At 64.6% G+C, this 21,860-nt stretch carries 9 protein-coding genes; all 9 read left to right on the top strand.

What is annotated here, in order from left to right:
• Window positions 1-280: 280 nt before the first annotated feature.
• The 9 genes from FHS81_RS15800 to FHS81_RS15760 all read left to right on the top strand — a co-directional run bounded on the left by FHS81_RS15800 (window position 281) and on the right by FHS81_RS15760 (window position 21,854).
• A complete protein-coding gene (locus FHS81_RS15800; protein WP_183754578.1) occupies window positions 281-1,006 on the top strand; it encodes a LuxR family transcriptional regulator in 726 nt (241 codons plus the stop codon).
• A gap of 81 nt (window positions 1,007-1,087) precedes the next feature.
• Window positions 1,088-1,786: an acyl-homoserine-lactone synthase gene (locus FHS81_RS15795; protein ID WP_183754595.1), complete on the top strand. Its 699-nt coding sequence runs from the start codon at window positions 1,088-1,090 to the stop codon at window positions 1,784-1,786.
• A gap of 180 nt (window positions 1,787-1,966) precedes the next feature.
• Window positions 1,967-8,674: an SDR family NAD(P)-dependent oxidoreductase gene (locus tag FHS81_RS15790; protein WP_183754576.1), complete on the top strand. Its 6,708-nt coding sequence runs from the start codon at window positions 1,967-1,969 to the stop codon at window positions 8,672-8,674.
• 38 nt (window positions 8,675-8,712) lie between these two features.
• A complete protein-coding gene (locus FHS81_RS15785; RefSeq protein WP_183754574.1) occupies window positions 8,713-10,038 on the top strand; it encodes a flavin-containing monooxygenase in 1,326 nt (441 codons plus the stop codon).
• Entirely contained in the window at window positions 10,035-15,068 is a 5,034-nt protein-coding gene (locus FHS81_RS15780) for an aminotransferase class III-fold pyridoxal phosphate-dependent enzyme (RefSeq protein WP_183754572.1), read from the top strand. Before FHS81_RS15785 ends, FHS81_RS15780 begins: the two co-directional genes overlap by 4 nt.
• Complete coding sequence (locus FHS81_RS15775; RefSeq protein WP_183754570.1) at window positions 15,065-17,869, top strand: beta-ketoacyl synthase N-terminal-like domain-containing protein; 2,805 nt, start codon at window positions 15,065-15,067, stop codon at window positions 17,867-17,869. The genes FHS81_RS15780 and FHS81_RS15775 overlap by 4 nt, the downstream gene beginning before the upstream one ends.
• The gene (locus FHS81_RS15770) at window positions 17,866-19,794 is read left to right on the top strand and encodes an acyltransferase domain-containing protein (RefSeq protein ID WP_183754568.1); all 1,929 of its coding nucleotides are present in this window, start codon (window positions 17,866-17,868) and stop codon (window positions 19,792-19,794) included. The genes FHS81_RS15775 and FHS81_RS15770 overlap by 4 nt, the downstream gene beginning before the upstream one ends.
• 22 nt (window positions 19,795-19,816) lie before the next feature.
• The gene (locus tag FHS81_RS15765; protein WP_183754566.1) at window positions 19,817-20,086 is read left to right on the top strand and encodes an acyl carrier protein; all 270 of its coding nucleotides are present in this window, start codon (window positions 19,817-19,819) and stop codon (window positions 20,084-20,086) included.
• Window positions 20,079-21,854 carry a fatty acyl-AMP ligase gene (locus FHS81_RS15760; protein ID WP_183754564.1) on the top strand — a complete coding sequence of 592 codons (1,776 nt, stop codon included), beginning with the start codon at window positions 20,079-20,081 and terminating at the stop codon, window positions 21,852-21,854. The genes FHS81_RS15765 and FHS81_RS15760 overlap by 8 nt, the downstream gene beginning before the upstream one ends.
• Window positions 21,855-21,860 lie beyond the last annotated feature (6 nt).

Below are 21,860 nucleotides of genomic sequence, written 5' to 3'. Positions count from 1 at the left end.
CACGATACGACCGATGCGCCCACACCTTCTTTTCGGCCATATGCATCGCAGCAGCCGTAACATTCTATCTCAATCAATGAGTCCTGAGCCTAGTCATTGAACCACAAAATCTCCGGCAAACCAGGGGCGATTATACCATGTAGAGATGAGGTTAAATCACAGGTCGTCGACCAGTAAAATCCGTTTTGTCAACGTGACTTAGACGAATGGACAGATGAAGGAGACTCGAAGCCGGAAATCGATTATACTAGTCTAACGCTATCAAGTTCAGGTGAACAAGATGCTTAAAAATAGCCCAATGTCACATTTTCTTGTAAGAAATTCAGAAAAGACGACCATAGATGCGATTAAAGCGTTAATCGATGAATTTTGCCTGACGTTCTCCTTCAATTACCTCACCTACTATGCCATCGACGCCCCAATGATCGAAGATAACACATATTTGATCACAAATTATCCCAATAATTGGCAATCGCACTACTTCGAAAACGAATACCAGAAAATCGACCCCGTTCTAAATTTTTCCCGTGGCAGATTGACGCCCCTGGATTGGGGGCACCTTCCACCCCAAAAGGGAAAAGGGGAGAATTTTTTCTCCGATGCACGGAAGCATGGGTTAGGAAATTTCGGCATGACTGCCCCGATCCGCGGGCAATATGGAGAGTTGGTTCTGGTCTCGGTCAACGCCAATTCATCTGTACGAGAATGGTCTGAAACCTGGCAACATGCGATCCCCGACTACACCTTCTTCGCGTACCTCTTGCATATGCGTATCCTCTGCGCTATCGGCGAGGCAAACAAGCCAGTCCCGCGCCTTTCGCCACAGGAGGCTGAAATTATGCGATGGGCGGTAAGAGGAAAGAGCGCTTGGGAAACAGGAAAACTCATGGACCTGACCGAGCGGACGGTTCAGTTTTATTTTAGAAACATCTACGCCAAGCTTGAAGTCGCAACCAAGACCCAAGCAGTTGCGCGCGTCGTGCGTGAGCATCTGATCCCTCTATAGTCAATACTGCAAACTTACCGTAGAGACTTGAGCCTCGCCCGCCATGCAATATTGTCCTCGTTGCATTCATGGGGAAAAGAGATGCTCATCATTGCGCAGGGGAATGAAATTCATTCCCATCAAGGCATTGCGGACCAAATGTTCAGGCTCCGCGCCAAGCTCTTTTCGGACCGGAGGGGGTGGAGGGTCACTGTCGAGAACGGGAAAGAATGTGATCGTTTCGACGAGCTTGAACCTATTTACATATGCTTAACTAACAAGGACCGCTTGCTCGCGTCGCTTCGCCTCCTTCCCACGACAGGCCCACACATGCTCGCGGATGTTTTCCCGGAGGTGATGGGGGACACCGGAGTCGTTCGGCATCCCATGATATGGGAGAGTTCCAGATTCTGCGTCGATACGGAGGCAGCCCGCCTTTTTAGTTCGGACGGAATTAATGTCGTCACGCGTGATATTCTCCTGGGCCTATTCAGCACCGCGCGCGAGATCGGCTTACTAAATATCATCTCGGTCTATGACGTTTATGTTGAGCGCATCCTTCGCCGCGCTGGCTGTCTCTTCGATCGGCTTGGGCCGGTCGTCTCCTATGACGACCTGAAAACAGTTGGAGGACTCTTCGAAGTCTCCGAAACCGTAATTAGTCAGCTCAGCTTTCCCGATGGCCGAATAAAACGGAAACATAAACCCAATCGGGAATCTGTTTCTCTAATATCTGCAACCACACCGTTGCATGGCGGGAACATAAATCGCGAACAAGAAATATCACATATTTCTTTTTAGCCATCTTTTTACCGGTTATCACTACGCCATTAGGCAAAAGATAATAAACACAACATTGTCCGCCAGACGGAAAAACATTTCAGGCGCCACGAACAGGCAGAAATAACGCTAAACTACTTACCGTGTCTAAAACCAAAGCACACCGCCATAGAAATCCTGCAGAGCTCCGGAGAACTTCGTATGGCTTCCCTCAAGGAGGAGAATAAAGTTGCGGCGGTTATTGGCTTTGTATTGTCGGTCCTGCAGGAGGCCACCGGCAGTAAGATTGAAGGGATGCATGCCGATATCCGCTTCGAGGAGATCGGCCTCGATTCTCTGGCGATCCTCAGCTTCAACAGCCTGATCCAACCCAGCGTCCCGCAACTAAGTAAAACGTTGCTGTTCGATTGCCGCTGCCCGCGCGACGTGGCGATGCATATGATTGAACAGCACGGCGAGGCGGTTGAGCGAATCCTGCAACGCCAGTCGCCGGAGCACCCCGCGGCCCGCGAAGCGCCGGCCAGCGTAGAGGAGGCCGACTGGCCCGTTCTGCCGCTGCTCGTGGCGGACGAAGCGCCCGCAGAGCGGGACATCGCCATCGTCGGGCTGCATGGCCGCTACCCCGGTGCAGACAATCCCGAGACGCTCTGGCGAAATCTTCTGGCTGGCAGCGACTCGATCATCGAAATTCCCGACGGCCGCTGGCCCCTTGAAGGCTTCTACGCCCCCGCCGCCGATGCCCGCGAGAGCGGCCTCAGCTATGCCAAGTGGGGCGGTTTTCTCGAAGGAATCGAACGCTTCGACCCAGAGTTCTTCAGCATAACGCCGCGGGAGGCCGCTTATCTCGACCCCCAGGAGCGGCTTTTCATGGAATGCGCCTGGCACACTCTTGAAGCAGCCGGCTATACGGGCGAGCGCGCCCAATTGCTGCGGCAGGCGAATGGCGCAGCGCTCGATATCGGCGTGTTCGTCGGCATCACCAGCAATACTTTTCCCCTGCTTGGCCCGGCTCTGTGGCAGGCGGGCGATACGGCGATACCCACCGGCATGCCCTGGTCAGTGGCCAACAGGGTATCCTACACGCTCAACCTCTTCGGCCCCAGCCTAGCGATCGACACGGCCTGTTCGTCTTCGCTCACTGCGCTGCATATGGCGGTAGCCAGCCTGCGCAACCTGGAGTGCAAGGCGGCGCTGGTCGGCGGCGTCAACCTCTATACGCATCCCGCCAAATACGTGCAGCTCTGTCAGCAGCGCATGCTTTCGCCGACCGGACGCTGCCATGCCTTCGGCGAGGCCGCCGACGGCTTCGTCCCCGGCGAAGGCGTCGGCGCGATCCTGATCAGGCCACTGCAGGATGCCCGTCGTGATGGCGACCGGATCCTCGCCGTGATCAAGGGTAGCGCCATCAACCACGGTGCCCGCAGCAACGGCTACACGGTGCCTAGCGCGGCCTCCCAGGCAGCGCTTATAATAAGCGCCGTTAACGATGCTCGCGTCGCCCCCGGGAGCATCGGATACGTCGAGGCGCACGGTACCGGCACGCGTCTGGGCGACCCGATCGAGGTGGAAGGTCTGCGTCAGGCTCTCGGGGAGGACAGCGCAGCAGCGCCCTGCCATATCGGCTCGATCAAGTCGAACATCGGTCATCTGGAAGCCGCCGCCGGGCTGGCCAGCCTGACCAAGGTGATCCTGCAACTGAAGGAGCGTCGTCTTGCGCCATCGCTGCACGCCGACATCCCCAACCCCGACCTGGCGCTGAAAGACACCCGTCTGCGGATCGTGCGCCAGGCCCAGCCCTGGACGTCACCCGAAGGGCCGCTGCGGGCGGGCATCAGCTCGTTCGGCGCGGGAGGCGCCAACGCCCATGTGATCCTCGAGGAAGCACCGCCGCTCGACAATTCGAACGTCTCCCCCGGCATTGGCGTATTCGTGCTTTCGGCCAGAAGCCAGCCGCAACTCCGCGAACAGGCGCGCCAACTGCTCGACTTGCTGCGCCAGCAGCCCTGCCCCGACTGGCAGAGCCTCGCCTACACGCTGCAATGCTGCCGGCAGGCGTTTGAATACCGGCTGGCCCTCTTGGCAGACGAGTCTGCGGCTCTGATGCGCGGACTGGAGGACTTTCTCGACGGCAGGGAAGACGACGGCATCTTCACCGCTCGCTTCATCGCACACCGGGCGACGACCGCAGTGGCCCTCCCGCAGGACGAAACCCCGCGCGCGCTGGCACGGCGCTGGGTCGAGGGAGCTTTCAGCGAGTGGGGCCGCTTCTGGCCGCAGCCCCCGCTGCCGATGGCCGCCCCGCTTTATCCCTTCGAACGGGAACGCCACTGGCCAGCGACCGACGCGAGAGCCGTATCCCGGACAGCCGCATCAGGCAAGTTCGAATGGATCGTACCCGGCGACGCATTCTACCTGCGCGACCATGTTATCCAGGGCTCGCCAGTGTTGCCCGCCGCCGCCTATATGGATTTCTTCTGCACCCGGGCAGAACGGCACGACCTGCGCCTGCCCCTGCTATTCGACAACATCACCTGGGCCAGCCCGATCATCCAGCAGGGCAGGCAGAACCTGAGCATCCCCGCGCAGTTCGACATCCATGATGGCGCCCTCACCATCGAGCTGCGCGCCACGCCCGAGGCCGCCAGTTCATTCCGCGGGAAATGCCGCCCGTTGGCGGCTGGCGCGCCGCGCAGCCTCGACCTGCGCCGGCTGCGCGAAAAGTGTACAAAGGCGCTGGACACCCGGGCGCTCTATCGCGACCTCGAACGCATGGGCATCGACTATGGCCCGAGCTTCCGCTGCCTAGACGCCGCCTGGCTAGGCCAGGAAGAGGCCCTGACGCAGGTGACCTGCCGCTTGCCGCAGCGCGGCGGGGCACCGATCAGCGCGCTCGACCCCGCCATGCTCGACGCCGTGCTGCAAAGCGCCTTCGTCACAATCCGCGCGTCCGACCGCGCAGACGGGATGACCTTCGTCCCCTATGCCTGCAAGAGCCTGCGCTGCCACGCTGCGCTCGGCGGCGAACTGTTCGTACTCGTGCAGACGCGCGCCAGCGGACCGTCCAGCCGCGTCTTCGACTTCGCGGTGGCGGATAACGAAGGACGCCTGCTGGTTGAAATCGAGGGCTTCGCCTTTCGTGTCTACCAGTCGGAACCCAGGATGGCCGTCCATCTGCTGGAAGCCCACTGGCGCAACTTGCCCACGCCGGACGAGGGCCAAGGCGGGGCCGAAACCACGCTGCTGGTAGGTGCAGATGCCGCGATGACCTACCCCGATGGAGTCTGGCGGGTGTTCCCGGGTCAGCGCTTCCACTATCGCGACGGCCATTCTCTGGAAGCCGACCTCAGCGATCCGCGTCATGCGGAACTGTTGCTGCGCCTGCTGCGTGCCCAGAGACAAGAGCCGCGCGCGGTGGTCTTCGACCTCAGCGCGCTGCCCGAAATAGAAACTGCCGACTGGCGCTACACGCTCGGGCTGGGCAAGGCCCTGCAAGTCAGCCAGATGGTTCGCAACCTCTGTCGCGCCATGTCGCCGCCGAAGCTGCATATCCACGTCCTGACGCCGCCCAGACCCGCTACCAGCCTCGCGGCCCTCCTGCGCACTATTGTCCAGGAAATACCGACCCTCAGCGCGACGCTGATCGAAACCGGGGACGCGACGGAGCGACCGGCTCTGCTGGCTGGGCTGAGCCAACTGGCGCAGCCCGGCATGCGCCACCTGCGCCTGCAGGCAGGCCGCTGGCAGGAGCGCAGCCTGCGCTTCGCCGAAACGCCCGCGGCGCCAGCCGGGGGTTTTGCCGGGGGGCTGGAACCGGGCGATATCCTGCTGGTCAGCGGTGGTCTCGGTGCCATCGGCCGCGTGCTGAGCAGGACTTTGGCCGATGTCGGAGGCTTGCATCTTGCCCTGCTCGGCCGTAGCGCACCAAGCGACACGGATAATGACTGGCTGCGCGAGCTGGAGAGACTGGGTGCCGCCAGCGCCAGCTACTGGCCGGTGGACTGTGCGGACAGCGACGGCCTGCGCGCGGTTCTGGACGACATCCGCCGGCGTTCGGGGCCGATCAGGGCGGTGCTGCATTGCGCGGGCACCCTGCAGGACGGCTATTTCACCCGTCAGGAAAATACCGACTGGGACGCGATCCTGCGCACAAAAGCCCTCGCCGCCAACACCCTGAACAGCCTCACGGCCGAGGACGATCTCAAGCTGTTCATGACCTGCTCGTCACTTGCGGGCATCTACGGCAATGTGGGCCAGGGCGGCTATGCTCTCGCGAACGCTTGGCTCGACCAGTTCATCGCGCAGCGCGAAACGCAGGTGCAGCGTGGCGAGCGGAAGGGCCGCTCGCTGTCGATCGCCTGGCCGCTGTGGCAGACCGAGCAAGGCATGCAGGCGCCAGCGCCGGTTCGTCAATGGCTGGAGGATAACGGGCTCGGCCTGCTGCCGGAAGACCTCGGCGCGGCGACCTTCCTGCAAGCCATCGCCATGCCCCAGTCGCTGCTGGTGCCGGTATATGGGCGGAGCGAGGCGATCGCCAAGCTATTCGCCATCGAGGCCGACCCACACAGCGCCGCCAGCCCGCCCGAGGCGCCGACCTCCGGCGAAGCGACAGAGAGCCTGCCATATCTTCTCGACTACCTTTCAAGGCAATTGTCGGAGGTCACCGGAACTGTCCTGGAGAAAATCGATCCGGACACCTCTCTGGAAGCTTTCGGTCTGGACTCGATCCTGGTGATGGAACTGAACCTCCGCTTGGAAAAGATCTTCCCGGCGATCCCGAAGACGCTTCTGTTCGAGGTTCGCAGCCTGCGCGAACTGGCTGCCACGCTGCAGGCCGACTATCCGGACGATGCGGCGCGGCTGGCCCCGGCCGCTCCACCGACCGAGGCCATAGCGGCACCGCCCCGGAACGCGCCGCCGGCGGCGAGCGCCCCGCAGGCCACCCACTGCACCGGGCCGAGCGCGCCTGAGGACGACGAGGGCATCGCCATCATCGGGCTCGCCGGGCGCTACCCCGGCGCCCCCGATCCGCAGGCGCTATGGCAGCACCTGGCGGCAGGCAGTAACCTGATCAGCGAAGTGCAGCGCTGGCAGCAGCCCGACGGCAGCGACGCTCTCTATGCGCGCTGGGGCGGCTTCATCGACGACTTCGATTGCTTCGACCCGCTGTTCTTCGGCATCTCCCCGCGCGATGCCGAACGCATGGACCCCCAGGAACGGCTCTTCCTGCTGGCCGCCTGGCACTGCGTGGAGGACGCCGGCTACACGCCGCAGAGCCTCAGCGGCTCGCGGAGCAAACCCGAGGAGCGGCGCCGGGTGTCGGTGATCGCCGGGGTCATGTATGGCGAATACCAGTTCTATGGCGCGAAGAGCTGGCCAAAACGCCCCGAGATTTTGACCAACTCCTCCTATGCATCCATCGCCAACCGGGTGTCCTTCTGCCTGGACTTCGATGGCCCCTCCTTCGCCATCGACAGCATGTGCTCCTCCTCGCTCACAAGCTTGCACCTGGCCTGCGACCTGATCCGCAGCGGCACCTGCGATCTGGCGCTGGCAGGTGGCGTCAACCTGTCGCTGCACCCCTATAAATACCGCACCCTCTGCGAACTTGGGTTCGCCTCGTCACAAGGGCAATGCCGCAGCTTCGGCGAAGGAGGCGACGGTTACGTGCCGGGCGAAGGCGTAGGCGTGGTGCTGCTCAAGCCGCTGAGCCAGGCTCGCCGCGACGGAGACCATATCTACGGGGTGATCCGCGGCAGTGACCTGAACCACGGCGGGCGCACATCGGGCTACACGGTCCCGAACGCCGACGCCCAGTCCCAAGTGATTGCCCGGACGCTCCGCAAGTCGCGCCTGCCGGTGCATCGGCTTGGCTATGTAGAGGCCCACGGCACCGGCACCAGCCTGGGCGACCCCATTGAGATCCGTGGCCTCGACAAGGCTATCGGTCAAGCGGTAGAGCCCGACTGGCGCTGCCCGATCGGCTCGATCAAGTCGAACATCGGCCATCTCGAGTCCGCCGCCGGCATCGCCGCGCTGACCAAGGTGCTGCTGCAACTCCAACACCAGCAGCTTGCGCCATCCCTGCACGCACAGCCGCCCAATCCGAACATCGATTTCGAAAAGAGCCACTTCATCGTTCAGCAGACGCTGGACGCCTGGCCAGCCAGACTGGACGAACAACACCAGCCATTGCCTAGGGTCGCGGCGATCAGTTCGTTCGGCGCCGGCGGCGCCAATGCCCACCTCATTGTCGAGGAACACCCGCTGCCGACCCAAACCGCAGCCGCTACCGGCATGCAGCCCTTCGTCTTCTCAGCGCGCAGCGCCGCCCAGTTGCGAGCCTACCTGCGACGCTTCGCGACCTTTCTCGAAGACGCACGCGGCTTCGTCCGGCCAGACCCCGAGCACTATATAGGCCGGCCGGGGTTCACCACGCTGGACGTCGCACACACCCTGCTCAATGGTCGGATGCGCTGCGAAGAGGCGCGCCTGGTGGTGCTGGCAGAAGACTTCGACGCGCTTCGCCAGAAGCTGGGCGAATGGCTCACGGAAAACGACCCGCAGCCGGGTCAGATCCTGCACGACGGCTCGGCCGGCGAGCCATTTCAGGTTCTGGCCCGGCAGTGGCTGGAGGGCAAGGACATCGCCCTGCTCGCCCCGGAGCATCATGTCCTGCGCAAGGTGCCGCTCCCGGGCTATGAATTCCTGCGCCGCCGCTATTGGGTCGATGAGGCCGCCATCCCCTTCGCGGCGCCCGTTGAATCCGCCACGCCGGCGCCAGCCCCCGCGCAGACGCAGACAGTCCCACAGACGCCGGAGCATCCCTCGCCCCAGAGCATCCTCGAACGGGTGAAGCGCAAGCAGATGAGTATTGAGCAGGCGCGAGAGCTTCTGCAGGCGATGATCTGAATCTCGAAGTTCGCCTCGAACATGGAGAAGAGACCGACATGAGAAATCCGCGCATAGCGATCATCGGCGCCGGGGCAAGCGGCATCGGCGTGGCCAAGGCCCTGAAGGAAGCCGAGCTCGATTTCGAGATCATCGAAGCCAGCAGACGCTTCGGCGGCAACTGGCAGCCCGATGGCCCCACATCGAAAATGTACGACTCGGCGCATCTGATCAGCTCGCGGCGCAATACCCAGTTCGCCGACTTCCCGATGCCGGACGACTACCCGGACTACCCGGGACATGCCCTCGTCTTCGAATATTTGCGGAGCCTTGCCGAGCATTACGGGCTGCCGGCGCATACAAGTTTCAATACCCGGGTGACCCGCATGGACAAAACTGTCGGTGGCTGGCGCTTGGAGTTCCATGACGGCCGGCATGCCGATTATGATGTGGTGGTGGTGTGCAACGGCCTGCTGGGCCGGCCAGAGCTGCCCGCCGTGGCGCGAAACTGCCCTATCCCGAGCCTGCATGCCAGCGAATATCGCTCCTGCGAACAACTGCGGGGCAAGCGCGTGCTGGTGGTCGGCGGCGGCAATTCCGGCTGCGACATCGCCGTGGACGCGGCGCAGGCGGCACAACGCGCCTACCACTCCACCCGCCGCGGCTACCACTACATGCCGAAGTTCATCGACGGCCGGCCGACCCAGGAATGGCTGATGGACGAGGCCGCCCGCTTCCCGGAAGAAGACCAATACTGGGAGCATGTGCAGAAGAGCTTCAAATTCGCCGGCTACGATGGCCGCGACTTCGGCCTGCCCGCCCCGGACCACGACATCCGCGCGTGTCACCCGATCCTCAACTCGCAGATCCTCTACTACATCGGTCACGGCGACGTCACGCCCAAGCCGGACATCAGCCGCATCGATGGCCAGGATGTGCATTTCAGCGACGGCGGCAGCGCGACCATCGACCTGATCGTCTGGGCAACCGGCTACCGCGTCGACCTGCCGTTTATCCCGACCGAGGTCTACGACTGGCAGAACGAGTTCAACGCGCTGTTCCTGCGCATGCTGCCGGCGCTGCACGACGACCTGCTGTTCGTCGGCTACCTCAACACGCCCTCGGGCATCGGCAACCTCGCCAATATCACCGGGCGCTTCGTTGCCGCCTATGTCCGCGCCCGCATGCACCGCAGCGACGCCTGGCGGACACTCATGCAGATGAAACAGCAGCCGGGCCAGCTCGACCTCGGCCAGCAGCGCTTCATGGACACCGGCCGCCATGCCCATGAAGTCGATCTGTGGAAGTTCATAAAGACCCTCAACTTCCTCACTGCCCGTCTGCAGACCTTGCCGCAGACCGCGCCACTGGAGGCTGTGCAATGAACCAGAACGCCGTTTTCCCGCCCGACGACCTGAGCGCCATCGACGCCCTGCGCCTGCTCGACGGCCTCGGCGCCGAACTGGCCCCGGCGAATATCGAGGAACGCCTGACCGCGGACCTGCGCCAACTGATCGCCGGTGTCCTGAAGATCGAGGCGGAAGAGTTTTCCCCGACCCGCGCCTTCATGGACTACGGGCTCGACTCCATTGCCTCGACCGAGATCGGCGTGCTTTTCAACGAGCGCTTCGATATCAAGGTGCCCCCGACGGTCTTCTTCGAGTTCCAAGACCTCCGGCGCTTCGTCGCCTACCTGATCAACAACCACGGCGCAGCCTTGCGGGAGTTCTACGGCGATACCGCGAACAGCACCTCCCGTGCAGCTATCGCCCGCACGTCGGAACCAGACGCCCCTATTGCCGACCCCGCGCCGCCCGAAGGAGTTCCGGCGACCCCGGACAGCGAAAGTCCGGCAGGGATCGAAGCCATGTGGCAAATCCACCAGCAGTCGGTGAGCGCCGCAGCCGGTCCGTCGCCTGAGCAAGAGCCTGCGCCTGAGCCAGAGCCTGCCGCCATCGGCGAACCCTCGCAGGCCCTGCTGGACGCGCAGCAGAAAGTCGCCGCACGAGCGCAACGGGTGCAGATCGAACGCCCTGGCGCGCCGCGCCTCGAATACGCGATCTATGGCGAGGGCAGCCCTGTGCTGTTGCTCGGCGGGCTGGTCATGCAATACGATGTGATGTGGCGCCTGCAGCTGGAACCGTTGGGCCGGCATCACCGGCTGATCATGTTCCACCCGGCGGGCTGCGGCGGGGCTGAGCTTTACGACGAGCTAAGTCTGGACAGTCTGGCAAAGGACATCGCCGTGGTCCTCGACCATGCGCAGGTTGACGAGCCCGTGCCGGTCATCGGCTACTCCTTCGGCGGCGTGCTGGCCCAGGCCTTCGCCCTGGCGCATCCGCAACGCTGCGCCGGTCTCTGCATCGCGGTCAGTTCCCCCTCCTCCGAAGGCGCGACGGAATTCCCGGCGCTGATGCGCGAGTTGCAGAAGAGCGCGCGCTTCATGGCGCTCAACCGGGATTGGAACATGGCGGCGCTGCCGCATTACCAGCGGGTCATCGACCAATTCGATTTGCGCCCGCGCCTGCACGAGATCCGCTGCCCCTGCCGTATCATCTGCGCCAGCGACGATGCCTATCAGCCGCCAGCTTATTCGCGCCAGATCGCCGACGAGCTGCCGAATGCCGAACTGATCGAAATGCCCGGCGCCGGGCATCTGCTCGGCTTCACCCATCATAAAGACTACAACGCCCTGTTGCTCGACTTCCTGCAAGGCTTGCCACGCCCGGTGAACAGCCGCGAAACGGCACGTTCAAGCCGGTTCATGCCGGCCACCGCACAGACGCTGGACACCCTCGCGGTCTATGTCGCACTCGGCGAACAGGGGCATTGCGCAATCCTCTCCGCACCTTCGGCCCAGTCCGCGGTGCTGCTGGACAGTCTATGCAATCAGGGCCGCAGCCAGCCCGTCAGCTACCGCAGCTACTTCATGACGTCGCTGGAGGAGGCCCTCGATGCCTCGCTGCGCCTCGCGCGCCACCATGCGCGCAACCACAGGCCGGACGCCCGGGGGCAATTGCTGCTGATCGACAACAGCGGTTATTGGCAAGGCTATTTCGACCCCCTCGGCGACGGCGCAGCGGATGCGCTGGTGCCCGGGGTGCATGTCGTCGACAGCCTTGCAGCGGCCCGCCGCCATCTTGAGCAGTACGCGGAACTGCCCGCCGCGGTGGTCGTCATCGAAGCAGGGGATGTCAGCCCCGCCGCTTGCGACGCGCTGATCAGGCAGCTGCGCGACCTTGGCGTGCTCAGCATCGTGGTCGAGCAGGGCGAACGGGAAGACTGGCTTCCGCAACGGCTTAGGGAAGCCGCTGACCTGATCGTCTTCGGCGAATGCATCAGCGGCTTCCAGGCTCCGGTGGGTGCCTGCATGGTCAGCGAGCGGTTCGACAACCCCTGGCTGATGACGCCCAACGAAAGCTACGTCCGCCATGTCATGACTAACTTCGGCTTGCCGCTCCGGCTGACCTTCGAACACCTGCTGCAGCGCCAGGCGGGCAGCCTTCCCCCCGAGTTGCTGAGCCGGTTGCACCGCATCGCAGCCAGCCACGAGGCCACCTATGCCGCGCATATGCAACATGGCAACGGCGGCTACGCCAAAGTCGCGCGCATGCACGGCTTCGATGCCCGCTTCCACGAGGGGCGGGGCCTGCGCTCGCGATTGGTGCGCGACGGGGAAGCCTCGCGGGAAATCGTCGACTGCTTCGTCAACGTCGGCACCTGCGCCCGTGGCCTCAACCCGCCGGACGTGATCGCAGCCATTGCGCGGCGGCACGATCCGCAGCACGATTACTGGCAGGCGCTGCGCCAGCACCTCGCCCACGCCACCGGCCTGCCCCACGCCATCCCGGCCTCGAGCAACGTCACAGCGGTCGAGGCCGCGCTGACCCTTGGCCTGCTGGCAGCCGCGCCACAGCGCCGCAAGCTGCTCTGCTTCACCGGCGGGCTCGGTTTTTCCATGCTTAGCGCGGCCTCCTCCAGCGACCCGGAATTCGACATCTTCCGCCAGCCATTCCAGCCGCTCTACCCGCACAGCCTGTTCATCGACCCGCAACAGGAGGATGCCGATGCCCGCCTGGAAGAGGCGCTTCTTAGCGGCGAGGTCGCCATGGTCTGGTTCGAGACCATCCAGGTCGACGCCAACGCCTCGCGGCCGCTCCCCGAACGCCTGATCGCCCTGGTCGAGCAGCATCGCGAGCGTGGCGGCTATCTGGTCGGCATCGACGAGACCCAGACCAACCTGATGACCGGATCGCTTCTGCACAGTCAGGCTTTGCTGGCCACGCCGGACATCGTCGCCCTCGGCAGCGCCCTGTGCGACAGCCTGCTACCCATGGGGGTGGTGCTCTGTAGCAAGCAGGTTCGCCAGCGCGCCTACCTGCGCCAGCCTTCGCGGCTGGAAAATCTGGAAACCCGGAGCCTTTCGCAACTTTCAGCGCATATCGCGCTGAACTGCCTTGAGGATATCGAGCGCGAAGACCTGCTGGAACAGGCCCGGACCCAGGGTGAATACTTCCGTGAGCAATTAGAAGAACTCCGGCAGGCATTCCCTCTAATCAGGGAAATCCGTGCCGCTGGCCTGCTGCTGACCGTGGAACTGGATCTCGATAACGAGCCTCCCTTCGTCCAGCGCAGCTTCGGCTACCTAATGTGGGGCAGCATGCTGCGCGACCCGATGGGCGGCGTCGCGGCCGCCGTCTGCCCGATCTACAACAACTGCCTGCGCTACCTGCCGCCCCTCACCGTCAGCCGTGATGACATCGACCTGATGATCGCCAACCTGCGCCGTGCGCTGCAACTCGGCGTCGCGGGCATCCTGCGCGACTGCGCAGCGCATAACCGGCATCTGGGCGATGTACGTACCGCCGGCTTCCTCGAAAACCAGATCGGCCAACAGAAAGGAAGGGAAGACGTGAGCGAGGAATTTCCCGAGAAAGACCTGAAAACCCGCCCGCGGCGCGGCACGCCCCTTCCCCCGCTGGACGGAAAGGGTCCGCTGGTCTGCATCATCGGCGCGGGCGTCGGCGGCCTGTCGATGGCGAAGCAGCTAAAACAGCGCGGGATCGCCTTCGACTGTTTCGAGAAGCGCGCGAAGATCGGCGGCATCTGGGGCTTCGACGAATCCGGCGAGCACACCTCGGTTTGGTCCAGCATGAACATGAATACGCCCAAGGGGCTATACCAGTTTTCAGACTTTCCGATGCCGGCGCATTACCCGGACTTTCCCTCCCACCGGCAGGTGTTCGACTACCTGGACAGCTACGTCGAGCACTTCGGCCTGCGAGATTCAATCCACCTCGACTGCGCCGTGGACGATGCCGAGCGTCTGCCGGGCGGAGGCTGGCGCGTGACCATTGCCTCCGGCGAGGTCCGCAACTACGACGCGATGATCGTCGCCAACGGCCACCACAACACGCCGAACCTGCCAGACTACGCCGAGCAAAACACCACCATCCCGAGCATCCACTCCAAGTATTACCGTTACCGCCATGATTATCGTGACAAGCGCGTGCTTGTGGTCGGGGTCGGCAACAGCGGGGCGCAGATCGCCGTGGACGTCAGCCATGACGCGCAGATCAGCTATCTGTCGCTGCGTCGCGGCGTCTATGTGCTGCCGCATTACCTGTTCGGCATCCGCATCGACAAGGCCATGGGCTTCCTCAACGACTGGTGGGTCAAGAAGCTGCTTCCTTATCCTCTGACAGGCCTGACCTTCACCGGCCTTTACAATTTGCTGATCGCGAAGCGCAAGCAACTGGGCATGCCCAAGCCGGACCACCTGATGATGTCGAGCCTGCCGACGCTGTCAGAAAACTTCGCCAACCGGGTCGGCGACGGCAAGCTGAAGATCGTGCCCCAAGTCCGCAGCATCGAGGGCAATACCGTATATTTCGTCGACGACAGCCAGCTCGAGGTCGATGCCATCATCTACTCGACCGGCTACCAGACCGACCTGCCGTTCCTCGACGAGGAGCTGCTGCAGATCACGGACAACCGCATCCCGCTGTTCCAGCGCATCTTCCTGCCGGAGGTGAACGACCTGGCGTTCATCGGCCTCTTCCAGGCCGTCACCTGGGGCTTTCTCGATATGATGGAGCGGCAGGCGATCCTGGTCGCCGACTATCTCACCGGCCAGTACCAGCGCCCCTCCGCCGAGGAAGAACGGCGCCACATCGCCCGCGAGCACAAGGTCATCGAGCGCGAATTCCTGCCCACCCTGCGCAACAACTATGAAATGCACGGCCCGACCTACATGCACGGCCTGCGCAAGGAACTTGCTCAGGGCAAGGCACGCGCGCGCAACGCCGGCCATACCCGCCCCGTGCAGCCGAAAGTCTGGCAATGGAACCAGGACGATAAGGCCCCGGACGGCAGCCGGCCGCACCTTCAACACGCAGCGGAAGCCCGCGTATGAGCGGCCCCGGACACGAGCCCGTTGCGGTGATCGGCATGTACGGGCGCTTCCCCGGCGCAACGGATCTGCGCGCGTTCTGGGGGAACCTATGTGCCGGCCACGATGCCGTCGGCCCGGTGCCGGGCGAGCGCTGGCAATCCGGTGAAGGGGACGAGGCAGGCCCGGACGTGCATGAGCCGGAGCGGGTCTACCAAGGTGGCTTCATGCCCTGGGTTGACCGCTTCGACCATCGTTTCTTTGGCATCCTGCTCCGGGAAGCACAGTCGATGGACCCGCAGCAGCGGCTGTTCCTCCAGGCCGCCTGGGGCGCGCTTGAAGATGCCGGTCAGGCGCCGTCGCATCTGGCGCAACGCCCGGTCGGCGTGTTCGTCGGGGTGGGCCATGCGGACTACCCGGTGCTGCTGCGCCGCGACGGCGTGCCAAGCGACCCCTGGCGCGGCACCGGCATTGCGCTGACCGCGATCGCCAACCGGCTGTCCTTCTGCCTCGACCTGCGGGGCCCGAGCGAGTCGATCGATACCGCCTGCTCCAGCTCGCTCGTGGCCATCCACCGCGCCGCGCAAGCCCTGCGCGACGGCGAATGCGAACTGGCCATCGTCGGCGGCGTCAACCTGCTGCTCGGCCCGGAGCTGTTCGTCGCCTTCGACAAGGCCGGGATGCTCGGCCAGGGCGGCCGCTGCCGAACCTTCGACACCGACGCCGACGGCTATGTGCGTGGCGAGGGCGTGGCGGCGTTGGTGCTGATGCCGCTACGCCGGGCGATTGCCCATGGTGAGTACATCTACGGGCACATCCGCGGCAGCGCGCTGAACCACGGCGGCCGCGCCCACAGCTTTACCGCCCCCAATCCGCAAGCACAGGCCGATGTCATCAGCCGGGCCTGGGCCAGCGCCGGCGAGTCGCTGCGTCAGGCCGTCCTGATCGAAACCCATGGCACCGGCACGCCTCTGGGCGACCCGATAGAGGTGAACGCGCTGAAAATGGCCTGGCGGGCAGCGCCCGCTGCGCTCGCAGCCGCCCGGGACGGCATCGCGCTGGGCGCGCTCAAAAGCCATATCGGCCATCTGGAAGCCGCCGCCGGCGTTGCATCTGTAGTCAAGACCCTGCTCAGCCTGCAGCAGTGCCAGGTCGTCGGCAACCTGCATCACCGGCAACTGAACCCGCATATCCACTTCGAGGAGACGCCTTTCAATATTCCCACCCGCACGTCGGCACTCGGGGACGGGCCGGCCCTCGCCGGCGTCAGCTCGTTCGGCTTCGGTGGCGTCAATGCCCATGTGGTGCTGCAGGCACATGTCGCTGCCGACGATACGCCGCAGGACAGCGCCGACGCGGCGCCCTACCTGATCCTGCTCTCGGCCAAAACACCCGCCGCACTGCGCGAGCGCGTCAGGCAGTTGCACGCCTTCCTTACGCCATCAGCGACGCAGCACGACAGCCTGCTGGAGCGGCTCAGGCAGCGCCTGGGACTGCCCGACGACGACGCCTGGACCGGCGCTACCCGCCTCGCCGACCTGCCGGTTTCGGCATATCGCTTCATCGCCGCACTGCACCAGTCCACGGAAGACCTCGGCCTGCCCCATCCTGGCAGCGCCTGGCGCGGCGCCCTCAGCGTCGGGGAAATCACCGCGCGGCTGAGCCATGAAGCCAAGCAACCCGGGCAGCCTGACGAACATCTGGCCTGCGCTCCAGTGCTCCCCGAACACGAGCGCCACGGCGCCGGACTCGCGCGCATAGCCCGTAGTCTGCAGGAGGGCCGAGATGCGATGGCCGAGCGCCTGGCCTTCGTCGCGACGCGCCGGGAAGATCTGCTGGAAATTCTGGCGCGCTACCTCGCCGCGGCGCATAAAGAGAATGCCGGCTGGCATGCCAGCGCCCCCGGCCAGCCCGCAATCGACGCGCCGGCGCCCACCACGACGCGTCTTGACGCCGCCGGACTGGAACGTTGGGCCGCCCATTGGTGCAGCGGCAAGGCCCCGAGCCCGGCTTGGGAAGACCTCTATGGGCAGGAACCGCGACCGCACAAACTGCCTTTGCCAGCCTATCCGTTCGCGCTGACCCGGGTCTGGTACGAGAAGCCCGAGGCCAGCCACAGCACGTCTCTTCTCCCCGTCATTGCTTGGGCGGAGCGCCAGCGCCACGGTGCGGAGCTGCCCGCCAGCCTGATGGCCCTGCCCTGCCTGATCATGCAGGCGCAAGCAAGCACCGGCGGAAACATCAGGCAATGGAGCGACCTGCAGTTCGGCCCGCCCGCCGCGCTGACCCGCGATGCCGCCTTCGAATGCAGGAGCTTCACCAGTCACGGCCGGCGCAAGACCCAGGTGATTTCCGGCGGTCAGGTGCTGCTACAGGCAAGCGAGGGCGCCCCGCCATCTCCGCTGCCGCCTCTGATCCTGCTGGACAGCCGGGAGGGCACCACGCAGCCCGGCGAAGACATCGGCTGGCTGCGCAATGTAAGGCGCTCGGCGGCCGGCCTGAGCGCCGAACTGCAACCGGATTGCGGGACCGACACCGGCCAGCGCTTCTGGAGCGGCCTGCTGCACGCACTCATCAGCGCCCTGCGCCTGACACGCTCTGCCAGTGCCCGACAATTGCCCTACCGCATCAGTCACCTGAGCGTCGCGGCGCAGGCGTCCGCGCCAAACTTCCTGCGCATATCCCCGGCGTCCGCAAACGGGCTGTTGGACCTGTGGGTAAGCGATGCCGACAACCTGCCGCTGCTACGCTTGGACGGGATCGAACTGCGCAGCTGGCATCCCCTTAACCGGCTGGATGCACAAGTACGGGAAGCAGTAGCATGAAGGCATTTGTATTTCCCGGACAGGGCAGCCAGCGTCGGGGTATGGGCGAGGAACTCTTCCCCCGCTTCCCGCAGCAGGTCCAGGAGGCCGACCGGATACTCGGCTACTCGATCACCCGCCTCTGTCTGGAAGACCCCGACGATTGCCTGAACCTGACCGCCTATACCCAGCCGGCCATCTACGTCGTATCCTGGTTAGCCTGCCTCGCCGCGCTGGAGGACGGCCGGTCGGCGGACATGGCCGCCGGGCACAGCGTGGGCGAATATACGGCCCTGACCGCGGCCGGTGTCTTCGATTTCGAACTCGGCCTGCGCATCGTCGTTGAACGGGCGCGGCTGATGGCGGCAATCGAAGGCGGTGGACTGGCCGCAGTTATCGGCTGCGACGAGCGGCAGGTAGAACGGCTGATCGCCGACGCCGGAGTGCCGGGCCTCGAAATAGCCAACATCAACAGCCCCCGGCAAGTCGTCGTTGGCGCGCCGCGTGCGGCGCTGGCGGATTTCGTCCGTCACTGCGCCGGTGTGGAACAACGCGTCGTGCCGCTGAGAGTCAGCGGTCCCTTCCACACCAGCATGATGGCTACCGCGGCACGAGCGTTCCGTACTTTCCTCGATACGTTGCAGGCGACCTTCCGCGACCCGCGTTTCCCCGTCTACGCCAACCTCGATGCACAGCCCCACCGCCGCGACGCGCTAGCCGAAACCCTTGCGCGACACATCAGCCACCCGGTCCGCTGGCAGGCGTTGATCGAAAACATGCTGGCGCAGGGTGTCGAGCACTTCGTGGAAATCGGCCGTCCCGCCATCCTCACCCCGATGATCGAGGACATCCGTAAAGGACAGGCGGAAGCCTACGCCTCGCCCCGGCCCGGGCAGGCACCGTCCGCATCGCTCGAACGCGCCTCGTACCGATCTGCCCAGACCAAGCCCGTCCAGATCCAACCCGAACCGTCCGAATACGCCGCGACGGAGGACCGGCTCGGCTGCCAGCGTCCCCTCCTTGCCGGCCCGCTTCCGCTCGCTGCGGCCAGCGTGGAACTCCTCGGGGCGCTGAGCCGCCACGGTGCCCTCGCAATCCTCGACAGCGAAGGGACCGCCCTGGAAGAACTCTCGCAACTGCTGGAGCGACTTGCTGGCCAGCCCGGGCTGCGCAGCCGCTTCGCCCTGGCGCTGAATCCAGACCTGCCGCTCACCCCCCTGCTCGGCCTGCTGGCCCGGCATGCCGTGCACGGTCTGCTGGTGCCAGGCGAACTTCTGGGCAGCCCGCTTTTCGCCGGCCTGAGCCGCCACCCGGCCCGGCCCCCGCTCCTGCTGGCCAGCGTGCGCGACGAGGGAGCTCTTGCCCTCGCCTGGCCCTGCGCAGACGCCATCTATGTCGAAATCGGCGGGCCCGAGGGCAGCGGCGCAGAGCTGCCTTTGCTGAGCACGGCCCTGCACAGGCGCAATACCCGGTTGCAGGGGGACGGGGCGAAGGGGAAAGGGCCGCTGGTCGGCGTCGGCGGAATCGTCGGCACGCCCGCCAACGCACAAGGCATGCGGGAGTTAGGGGTCGACTTCGTGGTTTCCGGCGCAGCCTTCCTCGCCACGCGGGAAAGTGGCCTGCCCGAGGCTACGCGGCAAGCCCTGCGCCGGGTTGGCATGGCGCAGCATCGTCTTCTTCCCGACGGACGCTTCCCCGAGTTCGCGAGCCGTTCCGCCGCATATGTGCTGGCTTCAGATGCCGCGGAACGGGCTGAACGCCGCCAGGCACGCTATCTGCAGGCGCCCGCTGCGCAGCCGGCAGACGGAGCTGACGCGGAACTGGTCCCCGGCGATGCCTCGCTGTGGATGCTCAACAACTGGCTGGCGGGGTGGCCGGGCTCCGCGAGCGCCCACCTGCCCACAACAGCGGAACTGGTCGACTGGCTCTGCCCCACCCATCCATGAAACGATAGACGAGGAAAGCCGCATGATTTCCATCGACACGTTGGAAGCCCATATCAGCCGCTTCATTTGCAATGAGATGGATCTGCTTCCAGAAGACATCGATCCCGACCTCAACCTGGGGGCATTCGGCCTCGGCTCCCTGGCCAGCACCCGGTTGATCGGCTCCTTGGAGGAAACGTTCGCCCTGCGCCTGTCGCCGACCATGGTTTTCGAACACCCGTCCATCTCCAGACTGGCGGAGGCCATCGCACAGATCGCCGCGGAACAGCACGGGGGCGCCGCCCATGTTTGACAAGAGCAGCTTCAACGACCACGAGCTATCCAGTGCCAGCGGCGCCCTGCCGGTGCACGAGACCCTGGCGCTGCGTGCCTGGGCGCATCCGGACAAGGTGCTCTTCACCTTCCTCGATGACGAGGGCGCGAAGCAGGAGAGCCTGACCTACCTGCAGATGTACGACAACGCACGAAGCATCGCCCGGCAGCTCGAGAGCGTCAGCCAGCCGGGCGACCGGGTCGCGCTGTTCTTTCCCCAGGGCCTTGACTTCATCGCCTGCTTTCTCGCATGCCTGATGAGCGGGCGGATCGCGGTGCCGATCAACCTGCCGAACCGCCGCCGCGTCGAGCGCTGCGTCAGCATCCTGCTCGACAGCGGGGCAAGTTTGGCTCTGGTCGACGCCACTGAACATGCGCAACTGGAACGGGCGTTCGCCGGGACCGAAGCGGCGGCCCTGCCCCTGCTCGAAATCGCAAACCTGGAGGCGGCGGCCGCGACGGCATCCTGGGAACCTCGGGCAGAATTCGACCCGCAGCAGATCGCGTTCCTGCAATATACCTCCGGCTCCACCTCGGCACCCAAGGGTGTGATGGTCAGCCACGCCAACATCACGGCCAACCTGCGCATGATGCGCGACGCATGGGAGCTGGACGCGCGCAGCGACTTCGTCACCTGGCAGCCGCACCACCACGATATGGGGCTGATACTCGGCCAGTTGCTGCCGATCATGCTGGGCAACCATACCGTGGTCATGGCGCCATCGACCTTCGTCCGCCAGCCGCTGATCTGGTTGCAGGCCATCTCGCGTTACAAGGCCCGGCTCGCCGGCGGCCCCAACTTTGCCTATGACCTCGCGGCAGAGCGCTACAGCGCCGAGCGGCTGGGCGACCTCGACCTCTCGGGCTGGACCCATGCGCTCAACGGCGCCGATGTCGTCCGCGCCGGCAGCCTCAAGCGCTTCCACGATCGCTATGCCCGCCATGGCTTTTCGATGGATGCCTTCATGCCATGCTACGGCCTTGCGGAGGCAACGCTGTTCGTCTCCGGCGGACCCTATCGGCTCCCCGTCCATAGCGTGACCGCGGACCAGGCAACGCTGTCCTCCGAGCAACGGGTCGCACCGCCTCGGGAAAGCGGTAACGCCGTCACCATGATCGGCTGCGGCGAACCCTCCTGGGAGGTAGAGGTCGCCATCGTCGACCCCGCCACCAGACAGCGTCGCGCGCCGGGCACGGTCGGCGAGATCTGGCTGCGGGGGGCCTCCATCGCCCGTGGCTACTGGCGCAACGACGCCGCGAGCGTCGCGGGCTTTCACGCCACGATCGCCGAGGATCCGCGCCGCGAGTACATGCGGACTGGTGACCTCGGGTTCATCGGCGCGGAGGATCGGCAACTCTACGTATGCGGCAGACTCAAGGATCTGATCATCTGCGAAGGCCGCAACATCCACCCGGAAGACATCGAGCACAGCGTGATCGAGGCTCTCGCCGAAACACGCCCGCAGAGCTGCGCGGTGTTCAGCCACGACGACGAGCAGCAGCGGCAGATCATCGTCGCGGTGATCGAATTGAACCGCGAGCTGAAGCGGCTCCTGACGGACAATCCTCGCGCACTGAAGGCCAACATTCGGGCGGCGGTGGTCGATCAGCATGGCATCCCGGTCCACCGCTTGATGTTCGCCCAGCCGACCAGCATGCACAAGACCACCAGCGGCAAGATCCAGCGGCGAAAAATGCGCGAACTCTACCTGGCGGCCGAGCTGGACGGCATAGATGAGGCTATCTGAGCCACA

It is taken from the genome of Pseudochelatococcus contaminans (genome assembly GCF_014195635.1).
Lineage (GTDB): Bacteria > Pseudomonadota > Alphaproteobacteria > Rhizobiales > Beijerinckiaceae > Pseudochelatococcus > Pseudochelatococcus contaminans.
Note: the sequence above shows the minus strand (reverse complement) of the source record. Positions and strands in the feature narration are given on the sequence as shown.

What these genes read in the sequence shown, in the direction of transcription:
- FHS81_RS15775 (WP_183754570.1), top strand. Translation starts at nt 15,065, where the DNA reads ATGAGCGGCCCCGGACACGAGCCCGTTGCGGTGATCGGCATGTACGGG.
- FHS81_RS15790 (WP_183754576.1), top strand. Translation starts at nt 1,967, where the DNA reads ATGGCTTCCCTCAAGGAGGAGAATAAAGTTGCGGCGGTTATTGGCTTT.
- FHS81_RS15780 (WP_183754572.1), top strand. Translation starts at nt 10,035, where the DNA reads ATGAACCAGAACGCCGTTTTCCCGCCCGACGACCTGAGCGCCATCGAC.
- FHS81_RS15795 (WP_183754595.1), top strand. Translation starts at nt 1,088, where the DNA reads ATGCTCATCATTGCGCAGGGGAATGAAATTCATTCCCATCAAGGCATT.
- FHS81_RS15760 (WP_183754564.1), top strand. Translation starts at nt 20,079, where the DNA reads ATGTTTGACAAGAGCAGCTTCAACGACCACGAGCTATCCAGTGCCAGC.
- FHS81_RS15800 (WP_183754578.1), top strand. Translation starts at nt 281, where the DNA reads ATGCTTAAAAATAGCCCAATGTCACATTTTCTTGTAAGAAATTCAGAA.
- FHS81_RS15770 (WP_183754568.1), top strand. Translation starts at nt 17,866, where the DNA reads ATGAAGGCATTTGTATTTCCCGGACAGGGCAGCCAGCGTCGGGGTATG.
- FHS81_RS15765 (WP_183754566.1), top strand. Translation starts at nt 19,817, where the DNA reads ATGATTTCCATCGACACGTTGGAAGCCCATATCAGCCGCTTCATTTGC.
- FHS81_RS15785 (WP_183754574.1), top strand. Translation starts at nt 8,713, where the DNA reads ATGAGAAATCCGCGCATAGCGATCATCGGCGCCGGGGCAAGCGGCATC.